At 51.4% G+C, this 21,786-nt stretch carries 23 protein-coding genes and 1 pseudogene; 4 read left to right on the plus strand and 20 right to left on the minus strand.

From position 1 onward, the window contains the following. Positions 1-54 precede the first annotated feature (54 nt). Positions 55-1,056 carry a zinc dependent phospholipase C family protein gene (locus BMY11_RS12350; RefSeq protein ID WP_090575988.1) on the plus strand — a complete coding sequence of 334 codons (1,002 nt, stop codon included), beginning with the start codon at positions 55-57 and terminating at the stop codon, positions 1,054-1,056. Here BMY11_RS12350 and BMY11_RS12355 read toward each other — a convergent pair. Beyond that, a complete protein-coding gene (locus BMY11_RS12355; protein WP_090575990.1) occupies positions 1,051-2,049 on the minus strand; it encodes an HRDC domain-containing protein in 999 nt (332 codons plus the stop codon). The two genes, BMY11_RS12350 and BMY11_RS12355, sit on opposite strands and share 6 nt — an antisense overlap. A gap of 275 nt (positions 2,050-2,324) precedes the next feature. Here BMY11_RS12355 and BMY11_RS12360 point away from each other — a divergent pair, with 275 nt between their 5' ends. Both BMY11_RS12360 and BMY11_RS12365 read left to right on the plus strand, forming a co-directional pair. Next, the gene (locus BMY11_RS12360) at positions 2,325-2,621 is read left to right on the plus strand and encodes a DUF3055 domain-containing protein (protein ID WP_177182611.1); all 297 of its coding nucleotides are present in this window, start codon (positions 2,325-2,327) and stop codon (positions 2,619-2,621) included. A gap of 50 nt (positions 2,622-2,671) precedes the next feature. Further along, positions 2,672-2,932 (plus strand): hypothetical protein, encoded by a 261-nt coding sequence (locus tag BMY11_RS12365; RefSeq protein WP_090575993.1) that lies wholly within the window; start codon positions 2,672-2,674, stop codon positions 2,930-2,932. A gap of 302 nt (positions 2,933-3,234) precedes the next feature. On the opposite strand, the gene BMY11_RS12370 is transcribed toward BMY11_RS12365, so the two are convergent. From BMY11_RS12370 to BMY11_RS28865, 19 genes and pseudogenes are all read right to left on the minus strand, one after another. Further along, positions 3,235-5,718, minus strand: a complete 2,484-nt coding sequence (locus BMY11_RS12370) for a glycoside hydrolase family 38 N-terminal domain-containing protein (RefSeq protein ID WP_090575996.1) — start codon at positions 5,716-5,718, stop codon at positions 3,235-3,237. Between the two features lie 169 nt (positions 5,719-5,887). Next, positions 5,888-7,879 carry a right-handed parallel beta-helix repeat-containing protein gene (locus BMY11_RS12375; protein WP_177182612.1) on the minus strand — a complete coding sequence of 664 codons (1,992 nt, stop codon included), beginning with the start codon at positions 7,877-7,879 and terminating at the stop codon, positions 5,888-5,890. An 88-nt stretch (positions 7,880-7,967) separates the two neighbouring features. Then, entirely contained in the window at positions 7,968-8,954 is a 987-nt protein-coding gene (locus BMY11_RS12380) for a LacI family DNA-binding transcriptional regulator (protein ID WP_090576003.1), read from the minus strand. Further along, on the minus strand, positions 8,954-9,355 hold the full coding sequence (rbsD, locus tag BMY11_RS12385) for a D-ribose pyranase (RefSeq protein ID WP_090576006.1): 402 nt from the start codon (positions 9,353-9,355) through the stop codon (positions 8,954-8,956). Before rbsD ends, BMY11_RS12380 begins: the two co-directional genes overlap by 1 nt. A 211-nt stretch (positions 9,356-9,566) precedes the next feature. Then, a complete protein-coding gene (locus tag BMY11_RS12390) occupies positions 9,567-10,481 on the minus strand; it encodes a 5'-3' exonuclease (protein WP_090576009.1) in 915 nt (304 codons plus the stop codon). Between the two features lie 37 nt (positions 10,482-10,518). Beyond that, positions 10,519-11,733, minus strand: coding sequence for an aminotransferase class I/II-fold pyridoxal phosphate-dependent enzyme (locus BMY11_RS12395; protein WP_371262818.1), 1,215 nt, complete (start codon positions 11,731-11,733; stop codon positions 10,519-10,521). Between the two features lie 34 nt (positions 11,734-11,767). After that, positions 11,768-12,130 carry a Spx/MgsR family RNA polymerase-binding regulatory protein gene (locus BMY11_RS12400; protein WP_090576015.1) on the minus strand — a complete coding sequence of 121 codons (363 nt, stop codon included), beginning with the start codon at positions 12,128-12,130 and terminating at the stop codon, positions 11,768-11,770. Positions 12,131-12,763: 633 nt separating this feature from the next. Continuing rightward, entirely contained in the window at positions 12,764-13,819 is a 1,056-nt protein-coding gene (locus BMY11_RS12405; RefSeq protein ID WP_371262819.1) for an RluA family pseudouridine synthase, read from the minus strand. A 19-nt stretch (positions 13,820-13,838) separates the two neighbouring features. Further along, positions 13,839-14,399 (minus strand): annotated as a pseudogene (locus BMY11_RS12410) (cob(I)yrinic acid a,c-diamide adenosyltransferase); the annotation flags it as partial. Between the two features lie 68 nt (positions 14,400-14,467). Further along, positions 14,468-15,640, minus strand: coding sequence for an MFS transporter (locus BMY11_RS12415; protein ID WP_090576021.1), 1,173 nt, complete (start codon positions 15,638-15,640; stop codon positions 14,468-14,470). Positions 15,641-15,839: 199 nt separating this feature from the next. Beyond that, positions 15,840-16,052 carry an aspartyl-phosphate phosphatase Spo0E family protein gene (locus BMY11_RS12420; RefSeq protein ID WP_256217433.1) on the minus strand — a complete coding sequence of 71 codons (213 nt, stop codon included), beginning with the start codon at positions 16,050-16,052 and terminating at the stop codon, positions 15,840-15,842. A gap of 135 nt (positions 16,053-16,187) precedes the next feature. Next, positions 16,188-17,405, minus strand: coding sequence for an aminotransferase class I/II-fold pyridoxal phosphate-dependent enzyme (locus tag BMY11_RS12425; protein WP_177182613.1), 1,218 nt, complete (start codon positions 17,403-17,405; stop codon positions 16,188-16,190). A gap of 16 nt (positions 17,406-17,421) precedes the next feature. Beyond that, positions 17,422-17,913: an Lrp/AsnC family transcriptional regulator gene (locus tag BMY11_RS12430; RefSeq protein WP_090576028.1), complete on the minus strand. Its 492-nt coding sequence runs from the start codon at positions 17,911-17,913 to the stop codon at positions 17,422-17,424. Between the two features lie 169 nt (positions 17,914-18,082). After that, positions 18,083-18,553, minus strand: coding sequence for a spore coat protein (locus tag BMY11_RS12435; protein WP_256217434.1), 471 nt, complete (start codon positions 18,551-18,553; stop codon positions 18,083-18,085). A gap of 31 nt (positions 18,554-18,584) precedes the next feature. After that, positions 18,585-18,809 carry a hypothetical protein gene (locus tag BMY11_RS12440; RefSeq protein WP_090576031.1) on the minus strand — a complete coding sequence of 75 codons (225 nt, stop codon included), beginning with the start codon at positions 18,807-18,809 and terminating at the stop codon, positions 18,585-18,587. A 119-nt stretch (positions 18,810-18,928) separates the two neighbouring features. Next, positions 18,929-19,597 carry a DUF2642 domain-containing protein gene (locus BMY11_RS12445; RefSeq protein WP_090576034.1) on the minus strand — a complete coding sequence of 223 codons (669 nt, stop codon included), beginning with the start codon at positions 19,595-19,597 and terminating at the stop codon, positions 18,929-18,931. A gap of 20 nt (positions 19,598-19,617) precedes the next feature. Beyond that, a complete protein-coding gene (locus BMY11_RS12450) occupies positions 19,618-19,920 on the minus strand; it encodes a hypothetical protein (RefSeq protein ID WP_090576037.1) in 303 nt (100 codons plus the stop codon). A 95-nt stretch (positions 19,921-20,015) separates the two neighbouring features. Then, on the minus strand, positions 20,016-20,570 hold the full coding sequence (locus BMY11_RS12455; RefSeq protein WP_143069258.1) for a hypothetical protein: 555 nt from the start codon (positions 20,568-20,570) through the stop codon (positions 20,016-20,018). After that, entirely contained in the window at positions 20,549-20,707 is a 159-nt protein-coding gene (locus BMY11_RS28865) for a hypothetical protein (RefSeq protein WP_177182614.1), read from the minus strand. Before BMY11_RS28865 ends, BMY11_RS12455 begins: the two co-directional genes overlap by 22 nt. Positions 20,708-21,008: 301 nt before the next feature. Between BMY11_RS28865 and BMY11_RS12460 the strand changes: the two genes are divergently transcribed. Beyond that, the gene (locus BMY11_RS12460; protein WP_090576043.1) at positions 21,009-21,686 is read left to right on the plus strand and encodes a dermokine domain-containing protein; all 678 of its coding nucleotides are present in this window, start codon (positions 21,009-21,011) and stop codon (positions 21,684-21,686) included. Positions 21,687-21,786 lie beyond the last annotated feature (100 nt).

Below are 21,786 nucleotides of genomic sequence, written 5' to 3' on the forward strand. Positions count from 1 at the left end.
TATTTTAAACTTTTAAAGTAGATCGTGAACAAAAGAGTCCTTAGGAGGATTGACGTGCCGAATATTTGGACGCATTTCTTATTCGGGCAGAAGTGCCTGCAGGAGCTTGGAGAAGCGAATTTAATCGCAGCTCCGCACCTTGAACGAATGTTTAATATGGGCTGTCAAGGTCCTGACTTTCTGTTCTACCACAACTTCCTGCCATGGAAGAAAGATACCCGCATGAGCTTATTAGGATCGGAGATGCATCAGCATCACTGCGGGGAAGTCATTATGGATATGCTGGATACACTCGAAGGACAAGCAGCGCCACGATCGAAACAGGAACCTGCTCTCGTCTATGCGCTTGGCTTCCTGCTGCATCATCTGCTGGACCGCGTGATGCATCCGTATGTGTTCAGCCGCTCTGGCTCACGCAAATGGGATCACCAACGGTTCGAAATCATGATGGACACCTTGATCGTGCAGAAGCTGCTTGGTGTAGAAACGTGGCAAACCGAGGTTTGGAAAGAAATTGATATTCGTGGAGATCTGCCAACATTAATTGTGAATGCGTTCGAACAAATCGCAGCCGTTCATTATCCTGCGCTCGCGACGCGAATAAGGCGTGAAGATTGGCGTGCTGCAATGCGTGACATGATCGCGGCACAAAAGCTATTTTACGATCCTACAGGCCTTAAACGCCTGTTCACATTCGGTCAGATCAATCCGTTCGTCTTTAAGCGCGAGCTCCCGACGCTTGATATATTGAACGAAAGTAATCGTCCATGGCTCGATCCGACTGATGGGAAAACTTTACATACGGAGGGTGTCTGGGATTTGTGGGACATCGCCATGGAAGAAGCACTTCCGGTCGTGCGCGCCGTCCTTCTTTGGCTTCGGGCTGACGATTCCTCGCAGCCGGAACCAAGCCGTGAAGCCCCTTCCCGCAATCAGCTGCGAGAAGAGGCAGTCCAGCTGATCGGTAATCGATCCTACGAAACGGGGCTGCCTTGTGAGAGCATGGCCACCATTCAATACGAAGACCCGATCTGGCCGTCGTCGTTATCGCTATGATACTTGGTTACTCTTCGTGCGGCGGTAACGCAACCGCAGGAGCCGCAGCCGATCATAGAGCAGGTCGATCGGTTTGCCCCTTCCCTGCATCGTTTCTTCGCCATAAACCTGATGAAGCACAGGCTTCAAATAACGGTCCCCAATCGTGAGCAGCGCATCCCACAATTGCTGTTGCTCCACTGGAGGGATTTGGCTCAGCTCTCTCTCAATCAACGGTTCCATATCATAGCCCTCTGTCTCCAGCTTCTCAATCCGATCCATGAGGTCCCTTCTGGGCAGCTCCACCTCGGCTAGCAGTTCCTCAATCGTTTTGCCTTCAGCAATAGCCTGAAGCAATGCGCGCTTCTGGTGCTGACGGTCCATCAGAGTCTTATACTTGTTCTCCTTCTGCTTGTAGATCCAACCCGTATACTGCTTTGGGTCCAGCGCTTCTGCCACCCAATCTAGCGGAAAATGCGTCTGGCGCTCGAATTTCTGCGTAATGGCCAGTACTTCCTCACCGTATGCCGCCTGCCGAGTTTCACCCCAGCCTGGAATTTGCAGTAGCTCCTCCGCTTGCTGCGGAACATAACTGCTGATCATCCAGAGCATCCGGTTCGTGGCCACAAGATAAGCGGATTTCTTGGCTGCAACCGCTGCCCGCCTGCGCCATTCCCGCAGCGCTTCGAAGATCGCTTCATTCTGATTCGTCTCGCCATAGCACTGAATCATTGAATAGAGACTGCCATTATCATCCAAGCTTCGGCGATCCTCGAGCATGCCGTCAATGATTGGCGTATATCCTTTTCCCATACGAACTGCAACGCCGTGACGAAATGCCGTAATCATCTCCTCCCATGATCCCCCCTCGAACCAGACCGATTGCTCCTCAGGAGCCGACCCTGTCCAAATGACGGACCAAACACCATTTTGCTCACAGATAGACAACTGCGCTTGCTCTACCCCACGATCTGTTCCAACTTTCTCAAACGTGTTCAAAAATACGACCTGCATGCAGGCACACCTCCGTATTATGTTAGTATCTTGTCGGGTCGCGTAAGGTGTATCGCACGGCAGGTCGCCGCACAACAAAAAAAAAGCACCCCTAACGCCAATAAACTGGCGAAAGAGGTGCTTCCTCACGTTCAACGATTTGATTGCTCACATCATAGCACAGCAGCACATGCAAGGCAATATCCAATTTTGCCAAAAGGTACCTATTCATGTCGTTGCCCCATTCCGAAGAGTGATGCTATGATAGAGCGAGAATAGAAGAGGAGCGAAGTTTGATGCAAATGAATGATTATGATTTTATGTCCGATACTACGGAAGACACTTCGACCCGCTTCGTCACGTTCATCACGCCGAACCTGAAGCGATTCGATCTTGCGATCACATCGACGAACCGATTCTACGGCAAGAAGCTCATCATTGATTTGCAGGGCGGCCGTACCGCAATTGTCGGTCAAGATGACCTGGACGAGGAAGGCTACCTGGAATTCACTTTCAAGCTAACAGAGGAAGAAGCAACGGATCTTCGCCAGTTTTTAGAATTAGTGGTTGGAACGGTGAATTTTACCGACTAATCCCGGGTACACTGTGACGGTACACCATTAGCCGCCATCAGGAGGTACCCATGTTTAAAGATAATCGCCAGCCCTATGCTGACTTGAAAACGGTCGAATCCCAGCGCAATGATCTTGCCGCCGAAGAGTTTCCCGATGGCCCATACGGTTCTAATCGGATCCTCGCGGAGTCACTTAGTACGAACAGACCTTGGCGGATCGAGCAGCGCTCACCGAATCGGTTCGATTATGAAAATCATGAGCTGCATGCAGGTATAGATCGTGATTATCCCGGTGAAGATGCTTACCCGGATGCAATGGATGAACCGTGATATAGACCTTGCTGTGTGAAAAAGAAAACCGTTTGGCATTTGCCAAATAGTAAGGATTCATCACTACCCTGACCGTTTGGCATTTGCCAAACGGTTTTTCTATTACCACTTCAACTGCTGACCGAACAAAAGCGTATTACTGAGCGATCTTCCAGGCGCGGTGACGGTTTGACCTTGGAACCATAGCCCAGAGGAAGCGCGCGACTAAGCAGATGAATTGAAGTATTCGGCATAAAAAAGAGACCAGAAGCACTGTTTCTGGTCTCTCCTCTTTAGCACGTTCGCTCACGCTGGCGGTCAGACTACTCCTCCATAAGCACCGTCTCCGTCATCGACCGATCGCCTATGGAAACGCGGAACGTCTTCACTTCGAACGGCGCAAGCGCGACACGGCTCGAAATGCCCAGTATTGGGATCTCCACTGTCGTCTCCCGCGCGCTGCCTGTCGGCTCAAACAGTCGCAGCACATAGTCGTCGCCGCGCTCCATCTGCTTGAAAGCGCCGAGTTGCACAATCGAATCCTTCAACACGACGAGCGGCTCGACCTGCTCCCCGCGTCCCGAAGGGAAGAAGGACAACGCGTACGGCACTTCATTATGCAGCGTCGCTTCGCGGTCCACTGCACTTAGCCGCTCGTCAGCACAGCCGCCGTTCAGCCAATAGGTGAACTCGCGTTCGCCTTGGTCGATCCGCGGCGAGAAGCGGTCCTGCACGATGAGCGGCCGATCCATAATCGGATGCGCCGTGTAGCTCGGGCTGCGCAGCAGCGTCGGCCGGATCGCGCCATCCTTGAAGTCCGAGCCATACGTGCCATTATTGATTAGTGTCAGCGCTACTCCTGCCGATCCGGAGAAAGCCGCGGTCCATTTCTGCGCGACAGCCTCTTGCCCGGTCGCATCCAGCTGCTGCACACCATACATCGTCTGGCCGATGTACGAGGTATCACCAATTGCAGTCGGAATGGACAGCTTCAGCAGCTTATTCTTCTCGTTCCAGAAGACGCGAACATGCACTTCAAGCTCGGTGCCCTGCTTCGCCAGCTTATAAGTAAGCACAAGCTTCGACTCGTTATACGCGAGCATCGCTTCTATTACCGTGCGAACTGCGCCGTCCTCAATGACGCGAACCGACGGCAGAAGCTCGTGACGCAAGCCGGAGAAATCAGAGCCGGCGCCGCGGTCCATCAGCTGGAACGAGCCAATGTCCGGCTCGAACCGGTTCGTATCCATCCGCCAAGGGTCTACATTATCTGCAACGACTATCGGCTGGAACGCCCGCTCCTTCACATACGAGACGCCGTCAACTGTATAAGCATCGAGTAGTCCCGTATGCGCGTTAATGACCGCAGTCATTCGATCGTTCGAGAAGCGAATAACCCCGCCTTCGACGACAACTTGTGGCAACGGCTTCGCTGGCAGCATCTCAATACGGCAATCGAACCGGTTCATTGAAGATGGTGCGAGCTCCGCCCCAAAGACGACACGTTTACGCCAGTCCAAGTTAATATTGCTGTGCTCTTTCTCCGGCTGCGACTCTATCCGTTTGCCATCCTGATATACGATCGGCATGGAGAACTCATCCTTCCAATTCTGGTCAGCAAGCATAAATTCACATGCAAACACGCCACGAACCGGATAAGGATGCGGATTGTAGATCAGAATCGGATACTCGCCATCGTCCGCTTTGCGCTGTCCCGAGGCAAGCGCAAAGAAAGCTCGCGCCTTCAGCCTGGAGACGATTTCAAGGCCATGTCCAAGCAAGCGCAGCGATGCATCCTCTGCAGGCTGCACCGACGAGCCTGGCAAAATATCATGAAACTGTGCGGTCATCAAATCCTCCGTCGCTTGCCTCAAATCTTCGCGAGGGTATACGAGCTTGCCTGCAACTGCGGCGGCTGATAACATTTTCTCCGTTAAATAAAGCTCGTTCTCCAGCAAGCGGTGCTTCTGCTTAATCCGAATCATCGACGTATAACAGCCGACGAAACGCGGATTTAAGTCCCCTTCATGCGTTGGCAGCTCAGCACGATTCTCCGCCAGATCGGCAAAATACTGCTCCGGCGTTGAATGCGCAAGCTCTACTTCCGAATTCCCATTCGCCATCAGATCGCCGATCTCGTCCAAATCCACCCGAGAAGGTCCGCCGCCATGGTTGCCTACTCCCCACAGCATTAAGCCAAGCGATTTGCCCTCATGCTCAATAAGCTCCAGACGCTGTTCAATCGCGCCGCGCGCCTGCCCCATGAGCGTGTTGTACTGATAAGTCTGATGTGCCATCATCTCGGAGCCGTCGAAGCCGATCCAGCGAAATTCGCGGTCAGGTCCTACCGTATGATCATCCGGGCGCATGAACAGATAAGAATCAAAGCCAGCTTGGCTCATTAGCTGCACCAAGCCTCGGGAATGTCCGAAGGAGTCGAAGTTAATCGCCGTCGTAGGCCGGGCACCGAACTTCTCTGCGAAATACGCGCGTCCATGCAGCATTTGTCGCACGATCGACTCACCAGAGGGCATATTGCAATCAGGCTGCAAATACCATCCGCCCATGATATGCCACTTGCCGAGCCGCACTAGCTCCTGAATTTCCGTGAACAGCTCCGGCTCATATTCCTCAATCCATTTGTACAGAATGACCTCATTATGATTGAAAACATACCCTTCATATTCCCTGCAAAATTCAGCCGCAGCTCTGAACGTCGACACTGCTGCCGCAGCTCCTTCCTCCCATTCCCACTGCCATACAGGGTCCAAATGCGCATTGCTTAACAAGTGAAGCTTCGCCGCCATTCGTTCATCCTCCTGGAATCATTTTCTCCCATCAAACATGTTCGTTATTAACATTAAATGTTTCTATCAAACATACAATACCTCACATTCCATGCGCTGTCGATAGAAAAGAAAGAAGGCGATTCTACCGCTCACCCTAGCCAAGTAGATTCGCCTTCCCCTCTTACATCTATTCTTGTACAAACGCGATCTCGTCGAACGATATGGTGAAGTCTCCTCCGATAGATGTAATCTGAAGCTCCAATAGGTTCAGCTGGTTCAGATCAGGATTGCCTGTCATGCTCCGCATCCATCCGTTCACTTCGCGGGTCAGGGGGATGCATTGATGCGACCATCCGTTTCGCGCTTCCGAAGCGATCTGCGTCCACTCGAAGAGCGGACATGCGGCAACCCACTGCACGTACCGGTTGTCTGTTTGTTTCATACGGACGGTGAAGGCAGACGGCGGGAAGCCTCCCCATGTCTCATGCGAGAATTTGATCCAGAAGTGAAGCTCACAGCCGAACGCTAGAGCATCATCCGCCGCTGTATTCGGTATATCAAACTGCAGCTTGACGAGTGAGGATGTGGCTTGCAGCTGCACAGAAGGTCCGGCATCAACGGTCTCTTGCTCATTTAGCTCAAGATGAGCGCTTCGGCTCGGAAAGGCTTCCTTTATGACCGCCGAAACCATATCGAAGCGGTACTTCACTTGCTCGTCAGCTGGCAGCACATGAAGGTCGATCCAATCGAGATCCACTGTGCCTAATGCGCTTATGACCGTAAGCCCCACTCGATAAAATCCTGGCTCCGCGTATATATGTTCGACTACTGAATCCGCGCTTCTTGTTCCATCCCCCAAGTCCCATTGATAGGTCAGGCTGCTACCTCCGTCAATATCCTGGCTGTACGATCCGTCGAATTCCACCACGCCCCCTGCTCGCGGGCTTACAGTCGCGAGTGTTGCCACAGCTACCGGCGACGGGCCATCCGCAACACAAACGGCAACTTGCGAGACGTTCACTTCGTGATGGAAATCTCCGCTGCCATTGCCAGTTATGGTGTTGCCGGCAAAATACAGCTGCTTCGCATGTTTGATATAAACACCATACGTGTCGTTATCTGTAATCTCGTTCTGCTCGACGATCCAATGGTTCGCTTCATAGCCTTCCTTATAGCCGATCGCGAGCCCTACGCTCTTATTGTGATGAATCCGATTGCGCCGCATCGTGAAATGGCTGCTCGAGCCGTTCACGACCGCGATTCCCGCGTTGCCGAATTTCTCCGGTGCGTTCGCGATTCGGAGACCATTATAAGCGGCTTCGTTCTCAATCAGCACCGCACGGCACGAGCCTCCGAGCCAGAAGCCGTAGCTGGAATGGTTGCCCTTATTGCGCACAAACACGTTGCCTGGATCCCATACTTCCCATGCATTGTTGTTCGCATAGGATGCATCGTTATTTTCAAAATAGTTGCCTGTGCTTACATAGCCATTCAGCGAGCGAATAAACACGCCATCCCCGCCGTATGTAAAGTCGTTATTCCGAATCCGGTTGTCATTCGATCCGCTCTCGATGAGCACGGAGGTTGAATCTCTCGCATGGACCTCCCCCGGATCGATTCGAATGCCATAATTCATGACGTTGCTATCGATCTCGTTGCCAGAAGAACCCCATAGCTTCAAGCAAACATTCGTGCAATTGGCAAATGTGTTGCTGACTACCTTATTGCGGTTTGCGTATCTCAAATAAAGCCCGTTCCAGACACGATTGCCAATATTACGGGAGATGATGCTCGCTGAGACACGCTCGAGAAACAGCGCGCCGTACGGTTCTCCATCACCCCAGCCGTAATCAGGATCCGTATAGTTGTCGGAGAAGTCATTGCAGTCGATAACCCAATCTGAGCCATTCGACACCTTCATGCCGGTCTTGAAGCCATATACACTTAGATTCTTAACTGTAACACCACAATATCCATTGCAGGAAACACCTGTACCGTCGTAGGTGTGAATATTGCCGGGCTTTCCTCTGCCACGAATAACTGCACCGTTGCCATCAATCGTAATATGGTCGGCAGCGATAACGATGCCCTTGCTATTGCTGAACACATATTCACCTGGCTCAAAAATAACGTCCTCGGTAATAATCATACCAGCGTATGGCTTTACAGTTTGCAGCATGCTGTTGCTTGACCCCCGCTTCTGAATTAGCATCAGTCCGACTGATCGTGATGAGCGATGCTTGAGCTCTACAGCTCTTGCAGGTGGATTAAGTCGAGCTGCGTTCAATCAGCTGAACGTCAAGCTCGTAGAAGCGATTCTCTCCGCCGTTTGATTCGATCTTGCCAATTAGGATCTCAGCGGCCATCTTGCCCATCTCCGCAATCGGCTGTGCAATCGTTGTCAGCTCTGGCTCAGTCATGCGAGTCATTCCGATGCCGTCGAAGCCGCACAAGGCAATTTGCTCCGGTACTCGGATGCCCCGCCGGATTAGCCCCTTCAGCGCGCCAATTGCCATCATATCGTTGCCTGCGAAGATGCCGTCCACATCGGGATGGCGTTCTAAAAGCGATTGTACGGCTTCGATTCCGCTCTCAACGCGGAAGTTCCCAGGTATGAGCAGTGATGGCGAGTACCAGGAATACTGCTGCGCAACTTGCTCATAACCTTCCAGACGCTCGCGCGCGGTGACGATAGATTGCGGCCCGTAGATGTGCGCGATTTTGCGGCACCCCTTATCAAGTAGATGCTGAACCGCAAGTGTGCCGCCTTTTCGGTTGTCAGCACGAATGATACTGCAGTTGTCCGCATTGCCGCTCCGGTCGAGCACGACAATCGGTGTGCCGGATTGACGCAGCTCCTGCAGATCCTCTTGCAATAACGAATCCGTTGCAAAAATAAACCCGGCTACGCTGTTGCGATGGAGCGACTTAATATAGGCGAGCTCCTTCTCCCTCTCATTGTCCGAGTTGCACAGAATGAGCGTGTAGCCTCGGCTAAGGCAAATGTCTTCGACCGCTCGAGCGAGCTCCGGGAAGAACGGGTTTGAAATATCCGGCAGGACGAGTGCGACAACTTCCATCCGCTTCCCTGCGAGCCCACGGGCAATCGAGCTCGGCTGATAGTTCAGCACTTCGATGGCCTGTTTGACTTTGCGTTCAGTCTCCTTGTTCACGTAACCGTTTCGGTTAATAAAGCGGGATACTGTAGCGACGGAAACGCCGGCAAGTGCAGCCACGTCGCGAATCGTAGCCATTAGAATACAACTCCGCATACGAGAGATACATTCGCGTACGGCGTAAATTCACCTGTTCGGATGACCGCTCGCGCACCTTGCTTCACATGCGTCTTGAATGCCTGATGAGGCAAGTGGTGAATCGGCAATTGCGTGCCAGTCAGCGTAATCATTTGATGGTACAGCTCCGGACTTTTCTCGATCATTTCCTCAGCGATGATGAACTCTTGGACGCACAGCTCATTCAGAATGACTTGCAGCGTCTCGATAAATCCAGGCACGCCTTGCGTGAGCGCGAGGTCAATTCGCTTCATGTCCGCAGGAATCGGATACCCGCTATCACAAATAACAAGCTCATCCAAATGGCCGAGCTCAGCGATCAATTTTGAAATTTTCGGATGTAAAAGAGGTGACTTCTTCATAAATGACTCCTTTCAGCATTCAGATAGAATGAAGATATTGTGTGGTACCGGTTACATAAACGTTGAAAAAAATGGTTCAATCTGGAACCTCATACTCAGCGTTAGACTAGCATGGAAGCGTTTTCTTGTCAATTGTGAAATACATGGACAGCGTAAAAAGCCGAGAACGGATGTGAACCGTCTCGGCCTCTATTGATATGTGGCTATGTTGCTAAACAGTCGCGAATGGGTCCATCTCACGTAACGGATGGCCTTCGAGGATTTTAACCAGTGCGCCAAATTCAAGCTCTTCGAACTTTTGCTCAGCAGCTTCCTTCGTAATATGCCAGCTGCAGGCGGACAGCTCGCAGCTTACCGGCACATTGATGCGAATCGTTGCGAGGTCACGGGACAGATGCAGCATATCGAGATCGGCCTCGATTTTGGAACGAACGCCCTTCGGCAGCTTATCTAGATTCAGCAGTACGCCTTCGATTGACTGGTATTCCAAAATGAGCTTGAGCGCTGTTTTCTCACCAATGCCTTTGACGCCTGGGTAATTATCGCTCGTATCGCCCATAAAGCCCTTCAGATCAATAACTTGCGTCGGAGTCAGCTGCCTCTCTTCGAGCAGAACCGCCGGATCGTAGACCGCGTAATTCAGCTTGCCCTTCTTCATGATGACCACCTTCACCGTCTCGCTGACGAGTTGAAGCATATCATGGTCACCTGTTAGGATGTAAACTTCCGACTCCGAGCTCAGCTGTGTTGCGAGCGTGCCGAGACAGTCGTCTGCTTCAAAGCCGACGATACCGATATTCTGTATGCCCATCGATTCGACAACGTCTTTCACGAGATCGAACTGCGGAATAAGCTCCTCTGGCGCTTCTCCCCGATTGCCCTTGTAATCAGCGAACTGTTCGGTGCGGAACGTCTTGCTTCCCATATCCCAGCAGCAAATGACATGTGTCGGTTTGAATGTGTTGATCGCGTCAAAGAAATATTGGATAAAGCCATAGACCGCGTTCGTTGGCAGTCCTGCCTTCGTCTTGCGAATGTAACCGGTATAGGATGTTGCATAGAATGCGCGGAACAATATGGCCATCCCGTCGACAAGCAGCACTTTGCGGTTCGTGCTCTCAGACATGTAATCTCCCCCATGATGATCGTTATATGAGATAAATCTATGATTTCTTTTCGCCTCTTATGAATCTTCCGATTCGTTCTGCTGCTTCTACTAATCTAGCTTCGCTCTCTACGAGTGCGATTCGGACATAACCTTCCCCTTCAGCGCCAAAAGCATCGCCAGGGATGACTGCGACTCCAGCCCTTTCGAGCATTTCCCGGGAAATGCGACGAGAGTCCCATGGTTCCGACAGCTCCCACTGCATAACTGGAAGCTTCGCCCAAATAAACATGGTCGCTTTCGGATACGGCACTTCCCAGCCTTGATGGTGGAGAGCTTGGACGAATTGATCCCGGCGTTTCTCGTAAAGTGTCCCGACCGGCTTATGGGTGGTAGGCTCCATATCCTGCTGCAGCGCAATGATGCCTGCCTCCTGAACTGGGAGAAATACGCCATAGTCAATGTTCGCCTTCAGCTCGCGCAGCGCTGCAACGGCTTCACGATTCCCCGCGAGAAAGCCAATGCGGCAGCCGGCCATATTGAAGCTTTTGGACAAAGAATGAAACTCTACTGCAATGTCTAGCGCACCTTCTGCTTGCAAAATACTAGGAGGCCTGTAGCCGTCGAATGCCATCTCCGAGTAAGCGAGATCGTGAACGATGAGCACATTGTGCCGCTTAGCGTAAGTGATGGCTTTCTTGAAGAACTCCAGATCCGCCACTGCGGACACCGGATTGCTCGGATAGTTCAGCAGCATAAACTTCGTGCGCTGCCATACCTGCTCCGGAATGGCGTCGAAATCGGGCAAGAACTGATTCTCTTCCCGCAGTGGCATGAGATACGGCTCCACGCCTGCCAGTGCAAGCCCGGCGGCATATACGGGATAACCCGGGTCTGGGAGGAGGGCGATATCGCCCGGATTGCATAGTGAGAGTGCCAAGTGGCCGAGGCCATCTTGGGAGCCCATTAGGGAGACAAGCTCGTGCTCCGGATCAATCTGGACGCCGAAGCGGTAGGCGAGCCAGTCCGAGGCTTGCTTCAGGAAGCGAACGGATCCTTTGGATCCCGGGTATCCGTATGCATTGTCACGCAGCACCGCTTCGCTTAGTGCTGTTCGAATCGTCTGCGAGGGCGGCAGGTCCGGGCTGCCAATGCTCAAATCAATAACGTCGACGCCACTGGCGATCGCCGCTTTCTTCCACTCTGCTACTTCAGCAAAAATGGACGAGCCAAGATGCGACAGTCGCTCAGCGCGCCATCCTTTTGTAGTCACTGTATTCATGCCTCCCCATGTGTCGATCAGAACGTTATCCGCGCCAAACTTGCTCGAAATCTTCTTCTTTGAAGCCAACGGTTACAGTAGTGCCATCCGTGACGACAGGGCGCTTAATGAGGCGTCCGTTCGACGCAAGCAGCTCGATCTTCTCTTGATCGGACATGCTCGGCAGCTTGTCTTTCAAGCCGTGCTCTTTGTATGCATCACCGGATGTATTGAAAAATTTCTTCACTTCAAGACCGCTTAGCTTAATGAGCTCTGCAATCACGTTCGCAGGCGGTGCTGTCTCGAAGACATTGTGTGACTCTAGCTCGTAGCCGCTGCTCTTGAGCTTCTTAATCGCACTGCGGCATGTGCCGCATTTGGGATATTCATAAATGGTTAGTTTTTTCATATGATTGGAATCTCCTAAGATATTAAACCACCTCCTAAATCGAGGGCGATTGCCATCCCCTAAATCCAGGGCGATTGCCACCCCCTAAATCGAGGGCGATTGCCACCCCCTAAATCGAGGGCGATTGCCACCCCCTAAATCGAGGGCGATTGCCACCCCCTAAATCCCCCTAGAAGGGGGACCCCGAGGGCTCCCGCCCTCTGGACACCCAAAGGTATAACGTCGGGGTTAGAGAGGTGCTTTATTGGTGGTTTAGTGGGTTGATCGCTTTCGTCCCTTGCGGGACACGCTTAACGTTTGCGCTGATGGTTAGTTGAACTGCATGGGAAGAAGCTCCCATTCCGCGAATGTGTATCCCTGGGGATATTCTTTGGTTACTTTCTGCGGATTTCCGCAGATGTAGGGTACCTGCTACCCTTCTTTCACCATTTGGAGCTGATTTACATCAATGTAGGGTACCTGCTACCCTTCTTTCACCATTTGGGGCTGACTTCCGTCAATGAAAGGTATCTGCTCCCCTTCTTTCACCATCTCACGCGAATTTCCGCCAATGTAGCTGGGCTAGCCAGCTTCTTTACCCACTTCCGGCGGAAATTCCGCCGATGTAGCTGGCTTATCCAGCTACATCGCCCGCTACTCCAGAGCGCGGAGAGCCACTTCAAGCTGCTGAAGATCATCCGGCAGCTTCGCTTCGAACGTCATCTGCTCCCCGGTAATTGGGTGCTTGAACGAAAGAATCGCCGCATGAAGAGCTTGGCGCTGAACAGCTGCTTCAAGTGCTGAAGAGCCGCCTTCGGCTTCCTCTCCTGCAAAGCCGTATAGCTTATCGCCGATGAGCGGGCAGCCGATATGCTTCAGATGCACACGAATCTGGTGCGTCCGGCCTGTTTCCAGCTTAATTCGCACTTTCGCTGCAGCACCACCGCCATAGACGGCCTCGACCTCATAGTGCGTCACGGACGGATATCCGTCCGCCTTGACGACGCGCAAATGCGGATTGTCCGTATCGCGGTCGATCGGCTCATCGACTGTGCCCATAGCTTCCGCAGGGCAACCGTACAAATAGGCGCGGTACCGCTTATTCACTTCTCCTGCCTGTAGCTGCTCCGATAGCTGCTGATGAATATAAGGATTCTTTGCAATCGCAACGAGACCACTCGTCTCTTCATCTAACCGATGAATCGGACGAAACCGCACCCTCTCCCCGCGCGACTTCCAATGATACACAACACCATTTGCCAGCGTCCCCGTATAATGCCCGTGCGTCGGATGAACAATAAGGCCTGGCGGCTTGTTCACGATAAGCAGATCCTTATCCTCATATACAATATCAAGCGCCATCTGCTCAGGCAAAATATCATCGGACTCTTCTTGCTCCATCCGCAGCTCGACCACATCACCAACAGCGACGCGGTCATTCGTATACACTCGCTCACCGTTGACTGTAATGCCGCGCTCGGTCAGCTTCACCCGGGAAAGCAGCTTGCGGGACACACCGAGGCGGCGCTCCAGTACGTTACGAACCATTTTTCCATCGTCCTCAGGTTTTACGACAACAGTAAGAGCCTCATAGTACTTCACTACCGCTGCTGCATCTGCAGAAATGAACCTTCTAGTTTTCTCCGTCATTTCCGTCATTTCCGTCATTTCCGTCATTTCCGTCATTTCCATCATGTCCGCTTTTTCCATCTTTTCCATCATCACTCTTCTTGCGGAACACATCCGCACTCCGTATATATTCAGTATCCGGCACACCGAGCTTCGCATTCGCCGCGCGGGCAGCTGCGAAGAAATAATCGGACAACCGGTTCATATAAGTCTGCACCGGCTCATGCACCTGCAGCTCTGCAGCCAGCGTTACAATACGACGTTCCGCTCTGCGACATACTGTCCGGCACACATGCAGCAGCGCCGACACTTCACTCCCGCCTGGCAATATAAACTTCGTAATCGCCGGAGCCGCATCCGTATGCGCATCGATCCAGCCTTCAAGACGAGCAGCCGAAGCCGGCGCCATCTTCAACTCACGCCCATTCGGATCAGCAAAAGCAAGGTCCGAGCCACAGTCGAACAGCTCCTGCTGAATTTCCAGCAGCTCTTCCACAAGCTCTTGAAGTCCAGCCGCCGCAGCGACCGCTGCCGTCTGGCCGACAAAGCTGTTCAACTCATCCACTGTGCCGTAAGCCTCAACCCGGTTGTCGTCCTTGCGAACCCGGCCGCCTTTGACCGATGTATTGCCTTTATCGCCTGTACGAGTATACAGTTTCATCGCTCGCCACCATCCCGTCCTATCCAAAATACTACTCCCCATCATAGCACAAAAGCTCCCGCTAACGCCTAGGTGGAGCCAATTTCCTGAGCTGCCATACTGCCTCGTTTCCCATACACGGAAAGCAGAACGAGACTGAATAAGAGTGCACATAACGACAAGCTTGAAATAATTAAATAGAAATAATGCACGCCAGCCGATTCATACAGCACACCGCCCGCATACGAAGCAACGATTCCTGAGACGCCGAAGAACAGCAGCGCAAGAACAGTTTGTCCAGTCGCCTTCCACTCTTCCGGCACAATCCGGTACAGATACTGAATAGCAGCCGTGTAGAAGATTGGGAACGTGAACATTTGGATGCCTTGAATGTAAACGAGCGCGTGCGGGTCGGTCACCCATGCCGATATAAAGAACCGCAAGAAATAGAAGAAGCTTGCAAAAGCAATCATAGCCAGCTCCCGCCCTTTGCGCATCCACCAGAAGCTCAGCGCAAATACGAGAATTTCTGTGCCCGCCGCGAGGAACCACGCTTGCCCGACAAGCTCTGGACTGCCGCCTAGATCATGCAACGACACGCCTAAATACGTATCGTTCATCCGGGATGGCACGGCAGCGATGAAGATTAATACGAGAAACATAAGTGTCTCGCGATGGCTAAGAAACTGGGCTAAACTTTTCATCGAGACAGGCTTGCTCGCAGCAGGCACATCCGTCAACGTCAAACAGACGATGAAGCTTACCGCACACAGCGCAGCAAACAGCGGCGCCATGCCGCTCACACCGAAGTAAAGCATGACGTAACCGACCGCAAGCGACATAACGGCATAGCCGAGCGCACCGAATGTGCGGATCGAGCCATAGCTGACGCCGCGCAGCTCGGAGATCTGGAAGTTGAGGCTCTCCGTCAGCGGATCCATCGGCAGCAGGAAGCAGTAGAGCAGCATCGTGAATAGCACGAGCAAGAGGAAGCTCCCTGAGGCGTAGAGCAGGTAGCCGATTACTGCCGAGCACGCGATAAGCACAAGCAGCACCTTGCGGATCGTTTTGGCACGGTCGCTAATCATTCCCCAGAACGGCTGGGCGAAGATCGACACAAAGCCGCCCGTTCCGATAATGATGCCGATCTTCGTAGCAGATTGTCCTTGCGCATCCAGATAGACAGGCAAGAATGAGATAAACATCGCAAGTAACGCGAAAAATAAAAAGTTAAATAAGCGCAGATTTGCTGGGGATTTCATGTTGAATCGTTTACTCCTTCTTCTTTGCCAAGTGAAAACGGGCTATCGCCGTCTTCCGGTGGCGTATGCTAACGTTTCGCGGAGATATCTAAGCAAAGTGTGGTAAAAACTTATTCTTTCTTAGATTTACAAAAGAAAAGAAGTCCTTGATAAGGACCTCTTCCGCTCCCGAAGTCGACTGCCGCAGCGCCAACCCGTCTTACGAGTGCAACGCTGCGTAGCTTCTTCGAAATTGCATATATTCGTTTATTTTCATATCGAGAAGCCGACTTAGGTCAATAACCTTCTCCGAGCTAAATGTCGCTTCTTCAATATAGGATTGCTCCATTTTGATTCGCAGCGCATAGATCTCGTCTTCAAGAAGACGTATGGATGAGGACATAAGCTTACGACCCGTTTTTGCACAAGCCATTGCCATCCCTCCTGTCATCAGCTCAAACGAAGTAAACTTGCGCGCAATTATAAAGTTTTTTAAATTATAACAAAGTTTGGGAAAACTGAGTAGTATCCATTTTTAGTAAATTTGACCTATTGCGCACAAATGAAGCTAGTTGCCTTTAAGCTCTCTCACGTAAAGGCCGATTCGTTCGATCGCTTCGGTAATCAGATTCACTTGTGTCGCGTAGGAGCATCGCAGATGTCCTTCTCCGCCGAGACCGAATACATCGCCCGGCACAGCTGCTACTTTATGCTTATTCAAGAGGCCAGTCGCAAACTCCTCCGAAGTAAGTCCAAGGCCGGCAATGGAAGGGAAGGCGTAGAACGCGCCTTGCGGCTCGTGGCATTCAAGTCCGATCTCGCGGAAGCCCTTAACAACGATTCTACGACGCTGATTATACGATTCCACCATCCGATTCTTCTCTTCCATGCCGTTGCGAAGTGCTTCAAGCGCAGCAACCTGTGCCATATTGGAAGCACACATAACGGTATATTGGTGAATCTTCAGCATCGCCGAAATCAACTCAGGATGACCGCATGCGTAACCAATCCGCCAGCCCGTCATCGCGAACGCCTTGGAGAACCCGCTCACTAGAATCGTGCGGTCCTTCATGCCAGGCATCGCAGCGAAGCTGACATGCTTCGTGCCGTAAGTAAGCTCCGCATAGATTTCGTCAGAGATAACGATGAGATCATGCTCTTCCACAACCTTCGCAATCGGCAACCAGTCTTCATAGGTCATAATGCCGCCTGTCGGGTTGCTTGGGTAGCACAGAATAAGCAGCTTCGAGCGTGGTGTAATCACTGCTTTGAGCGATTCAGCCGTTAGCTTAAAGTTATCCTTCGCGAACGTCTCAACGCCGACTGGAACACCGCCGCTAAGCGCCGTAATCGGCGAATAAGAGATGTAACACGGCTCTGGCACGAGAATTTCGTCGCCCGGTTCAATCAAGGCACGCAGTGCAAGGTCAATCGCCTCGCTGCCGCCGACCGTAACTATGATTTCATTCGCCGGATCATAGGTCACGTCAAATTCACGATTCAAATAAATGCCGATTTCCTCACGCAGCTCAGGCGTTCCAGCATTCGAAGTATATTGCGTCTTGCCTGTTTCAAGCGCATACACGCTTGCCTCACGTACATGCCACGGCGTCACAAAATCCGGCTCACCTACGCCAAGAGTAATAATATCTTTACGTCCGCTTGCCAAATCGAAGAATCGGCGGATGCCCGACGGTTTAATGGACCGTACTTGCTCCGAGAGATAGTCCGACATGGATGCGCGGCGCGTCAATGTTCCTGTTTGCTTTTCCTCGTCCTTAATCATACGGAATTACACCCCTTTACGGCGAGACAAGAAGACGGTGATCGTCCTCATGCTCTTCGAATATAATGCCGTCCTGCTTATATTTCTTCAGAATAAAGAATGTTTTCGTAGAAAGTACAGCGTCGATTGGCGACAGTTTATTCGAAACGAAGGACGCGACGTCCTTAAGTGTCTTGCCTTGGACCTCAACGAGCAAATCGTAGGCTCCTGACATCAGATAAACCGATTTCACTTCCGGATATAAGTAAATCCGTTCAGCGATGCCTTCGAAACCACGGCCCCGCTCCGGTGTAATTTGAACTTCTATAAGTGCAGTGACTTTCTCGTCTTCAACCTTGCTCCAATTAACAACGGTCGCATATTTGACGATGATATGATCCTGCTCCAATTCCGCAATCGCCTGCTTTACCTCCGCGGCGGGCGCGTCAAGCATTGTCGCGATTATTTCCGCGCTGCGTCTTGCATCCTCTTTAAGCAGTTCAAGTATTTGCCTTTTTCGTTCATTCATCGTCAAACCCTCCTGTTTCCTTCACATTTACGAAGCTTCCAAGCCTCCAAAGTGAAATAGCTATAAAGATTATATTACAACGAATCAGGGCGTCCTGCAAAGCAGAAAACAAATGCATGGTTTCCACACTAAAAAAGACCCCGAAGGGTCTTGGATAGCGCCGCCATCCTTACATATAGTACGGATTCGGGTTATGCTGCTGCTGGGACTGGCCTGCATGCTGCTGATACTGCGTATTTTGCGGCTGCTGATATTGTACCGGCTGGTACTGCTGCTGTATGCGATAACCGCCTCCGCCAAGAGAGAGCTGCTGTAGAAACTGATCGGTCTTCTGCGCAGTCTGCTGATTCTGTTTCAGCTGTTTGTCGATCTCTTGCCGAAGAGCTGGCGAAGATGTGCTGTACATATTGTTCTGTTCCATGACCTTAAAGAGCTGCCCCTGCATTTGCAGCGTGCTGTTCAGCAGATTCGTAAAGAGCGCTCGTACTTGCTGGCAGCTGGATTCTGTAGCGGCCGTTGTATACTCGCTGACGACTCGCTTCAAGTCGGCAAGTACGGTATAGGCTAGATCTTCATCGGTGAGTATCGGCTGATGAAGGGTTTGTCCTTGTTGTTGTTGTTGATATGGTTGCTGGTACACTTTCGCTATCCCTCCCTTACTTGGCACAGCATTATTGCTGCGGCTGCATCGGCGCTAGCTGCTGATGCTGGCTAATGGATTGAAGCAGCATTTGCACATGCTGCTTGTGGGTTTGAATCATTTGCTGACCTAGCTGACGTAAGGCAATATTGGTTGCGGACTCCGCCATAACTGCATTTTGCTTAATGAGCAAATCTTCATTCGAGATCGAATCGACCAAATACTCAAGTTCCTTGCCTGTCAAAGCTTGAAGCAATGTTTTGTACCTCCTGGATGTAAAAAATGTCGTTTGCTTAGCTATTATGCCCTTTCTTTCCACTGCGTATGTAGCCGTTTCTCCCCGCAGAAAGGGAAGAAAGCGGTGAGTGCCTGCGATTATGGCAAATGAACGGTTTTGACATGATCAAAGTGCAGAAATACCGGGTTGCCGCCTGCTGTAGACAGTTCAATCATATTTTGGTCGAGGCCCTTGAGTACGCCGATCTTGTTCGGATTCTCCCCTAAGTCGAGGATGACAAATTCTCCAATCAGCTTGCGAAGCTGTTGATCAAAGGTTCTAGCGAGTGTAATAGGCGAGGGTTTGAGCGGAAATTGTTCTGGAGTCAGCGTATATGGCGTCACATTGGGGTTGTAAGGAATTAAATATTTCAGATGCTGTAATGAGACGATAACGGAATGGTACACGGGTGAGTAGAAGACGAAGAAATCGTTCATTACGCTGGTCAAGTAGCCATGGATCGATTGATTGCCGGTTATATACAGCTCGGAGAACATCCCTTTGGCATTCATAAGCACTTTGCGGTAAGAAATTGGATCATTCTGCGGTTCAAATGGGAGCTCAGGGACATCTATTTCTTGCTGCGTATCGTTCTTGGCCAGCCTAAGCTGCTGCAGATGGATCAAAGGAACATACAGAAACTGCGTACCGTTATGAAGCACGAGAATATCTTGACCTAGATCAATAAGCTTGCCGCGAATAGGCATCATCTTTCCTGAGATGTCAAGCTCGACATAACGGTCTAATAAAGGGTGACGATGTTTCATGAAATCGGCCTCCTTTCATCCTAATAAATGCGTCCATGCATAGAGACTGAGTAGACTTGCAAGCAGCGTTGCCCGCCGCCGGCGAGAATAGCGGACACTGATATATGAAAGCCAAGTTCCGAAGCGAGAAAGCGGATCAGACCAGTTTGCTGCAAGCCGTCCACAATCACATCAATACCGAACGCAAAGAAGAGGAGTTGCCGAGGAGTCTTTGCCGCCACATCTCGCACGCAAGCGACGACGATGATCATGCAAATCTGAAACAGCCGCCAATTGACAGGAAGACTTTCTGGAGATGGTGTATGTGTGCTGGAAGTTATCATGAATCTCTCCCCTTGTCAGCGTGTAAGGCTTAGCCGGGGCCGGCTTAATAGCCGTAGCCCCGACATGCACCTAGGCCTTATTAACCGTGGGAGAATTACTTCCCGGATCTGCAGCTTTTACCGCTTTTGCCGCCTTTAGCAGATGCATTGCGATTGCCGCGTGCGTTGCCGTTTGCGCCGCTGTTGCCGCCGCTTTTGTTTCCTCCGCTGCCGCCTGTGCCACGGCTGCCTTGGCTACCTTTGCTGCCGCCGCTTGCATAGATGCCAGCAGTTTTAACTGTTTTGATGTGGTAAAGCGGGATTTGGACCAATTCTTGACCTACAACCAGCATAAGTGCTTGGTTGCCAACTTGTGCGACAAAGCCCTCGATACGTTCTGGACCGCCCCAGTTGATTTGAACGAATTTGCGAGTCAGCTGGTGGAGTACGCCGTTGAAGCTGTCTGCGTTAATAAATTTGTAATGATCCATTCCACGGCTAGTTTGGCCTGGAAGGTCTGTAACGCTTTTAACATGAGATGCATTGATATACACGAAGCCTGTGCTAGACCGAAGCACGAGATAACCTGTTTTAACACCAATCATGCGGCCTTCAAGCGATTCAGGACCGCCGCGGTTAATGCGAACGTTCATACCCATTTGAGATTCCAAGAAGTTTTGCCCTCCCGATTCATGTTTTGGTGGTTGATTTCCACGACTTCCTTGCGTTCTTTGTGGTCTTTGACCGCTTCTGTTGCAGCAGCCGCCATTTCCCATTTGCCAATTGTTGCTCTTAACTTCCATACCAAAATCCCTCCGTAAAGTAATAGATTTTGACCTGTACCACGACGAAAGCACCGGTGCAAATACGTGACGATTCGACCTACCTAACATACGGTTCATCCATCTCGCTTCGGCATTCATCCCTCCATTACTTGCCCCGGTGAAATCTATCATGGGAGACAATTTATAATGTATTTATATGTATCCCGTATCTTAGAGGTACTAGTTTTATATCTATTTTCTAGAAGATTAGTCATTAGCCCGGTGCGATTGATAGATTCGAATCATAGCTTGTATTAGAAACTATTAAAGGAGGAATAACATACTTTGCAAAGAAAAATGACGATTTCGACACAAGGCAGCCAAGGTTCCCGTGGTTCCCAGGGCTCCAACGGTTCCCGTGGTTCCCAAGGCTCGCGCGGCAACCAACCATCTCAAGGTTCGCAGGGTTCCCGCGGTTCTCAAGGCTCGCGTGGCAACCAACCATCTCAAGGTTCGCAGGGTTCCCGCGGTTCTCAAGGTTCCCAAGGTTCGCGCGGATCTCAAGGCTCGCAAGGCTCCCGTGGTTCTCAAGGATCGAGTGGTTGGGAAGGCTACGAAGGAAATGGCGGCAATGAATATGACTGGGGGAACAGCAAATCTGATGGTTCCTTTGGTATGAGTGCTTATACGCGGGGACGCAACGGCAATAACCAAAGCGGTGGCAACAACAAAAGCGGCAATAACCAAGGCTCCAACGGCTCTCGCGGTTCCCAAGGCTCCAACGGCTCCCGCGGCAGCCAAGGCTCCCGTGGATCTCAAGGCTCTCGCGGCGATCAAGGCTCACGTGGATCTCAAGGCTCTCGCGGTTCCCAAGGTTCCCGTGGCTCCAATGGTTCTCGTGGTTCCCAAGGCTCGCAAGGCTCCCGTGGCTCCAATGGTTCTCGTGGTTCCCAAGGCTCGCAAGGTTCTCGTGGCTCCAACGGTTCTCGTGGCTCCAACGGTTCGAACGGATCCCGCTGCTAACCTGCAGTTAGCGCCGCACCATTAGACGAATATCCGCATAGTGTAAATAAGCTGAAGCCTATCGAATGCGATAGGCTTTATCTTTTGGCTAAGGAGATGG

This window comes from Paenibacillus sp. OV219, from assembly GCF_900110075.1.
In the GTDB taxonomy this organism is placed as follows: domain Bacteria; phylum Bacillota; class Bacilli; order Paenibacillales; family Paenibacillaceae; genus Paenibacillus_Z.

Coding starts and splice junctions, on each gene's coding strand:
- BMY11_RS12355 (WP_090575990.1), bottom strand. CDS start 2,049: ATGCAGGTCGTATTTTTGAACACGTTTGAGAAAGTTGGAACAGATCGT.
- BMY11_RS12360 (WP_177182611.1), top strand. CDS start 2,325: ATGCAAATGAATGATTATGATTTTATGTCCGATACTACGGAAGACACT.
- BMY11_RS12365 (WP_090575993.1), top strand. CDS start 2,672: ATGTTTAAAGATAATCGCCAGCCCTATGCTGACTTGAAAACGGTCGAA.
- BMY11_RS12370 (WP_090575996.1), bottom strand. CDS start 5,718: ATGGCGGCGAAGCTTCACTTGTTAAGCAATGCGCATTTGGACCCTGTA.
- BMY11_RS12375 (WP_177182612.1), bottom strand. CDS start 7,879: ATGCTGCAAACTGTAAAGCCATACGCTGGTATGATTATTACCGAGGAC.
- BMY11_RS12380 (WP_090576003.1), bottom strand. CDS start 8,954: ATGGCTACGATTCGCGACGTGGCTGCACTTGCCGGCGTTTCCGTCGCT.
- rbsD (WP_090576006.1), bottom strand. CDS start 9,355: ATGAAGAAGTCACCTCTTTTACATCCGAAAATTTCAAAATTGATCGCT.
- BMY11_RS12390 (WP_090576009.1), bottom strand. CDS start 10,481: ATGTCTGAGAGCACGAACCGCAAAGTGCTGCTTGTCGACGGGATGGCC.
- BMY11_RS12400 (WP_090576015.1), bottom strand. CDS start 12,130: ATGAAAAAACTAACCATTTATGAATATCCCAAATGCGGCACATGCCGC.
- BMY11_RS12405 (WP_371262819.1), bottom strand. CDS start 13,819: ATGGAAAAAGCGGACATGATGGAAATGACGGAAATGACGGAAATGACG.
- BMY11_RS12415 (WP_090576021.1), bottom strand. CDS start 15,640: ATGAAATCCCCAGCAAATCTGCGCTTATTTAACTTTTTATTTTTCGCG.
- BMY11_RS12420 (WP_256217433.1), bottom strand. CDS start 16,052: ATGGCTTGTGCAAAAACGGGTCGTAAGCTTATGTCCTCATCCATACGT.
- BMY11_RS12425 (WP_177182613.1), bottom strand. CDS start 17,405: ATGATTAAGGACGAGGAAAAGCAAACAGGAACATTGACGCGCCGCGCA.
- BMY11_RS12430 (WP_090576028.1), bottom strand. CDS start 17,913: ATGAATGAACGAAAAAGGCAAATACTTGAACTGCTTAAAGAGGATGCA.
- BMY11_RS12445 (WP_090576034.1), bottom strand. CDS start 19,597: ATGAAACATCGTCACCCTTTATTAGACCGTTATGTCGAGCTTGACATC.
- BMY11_RS12450 (WP_090576037.1), bottom strand. CDS start 19,920: ATGATAACTTCCAGCACACATACACCATCTCCAGAAAGTCTTCCTGTC.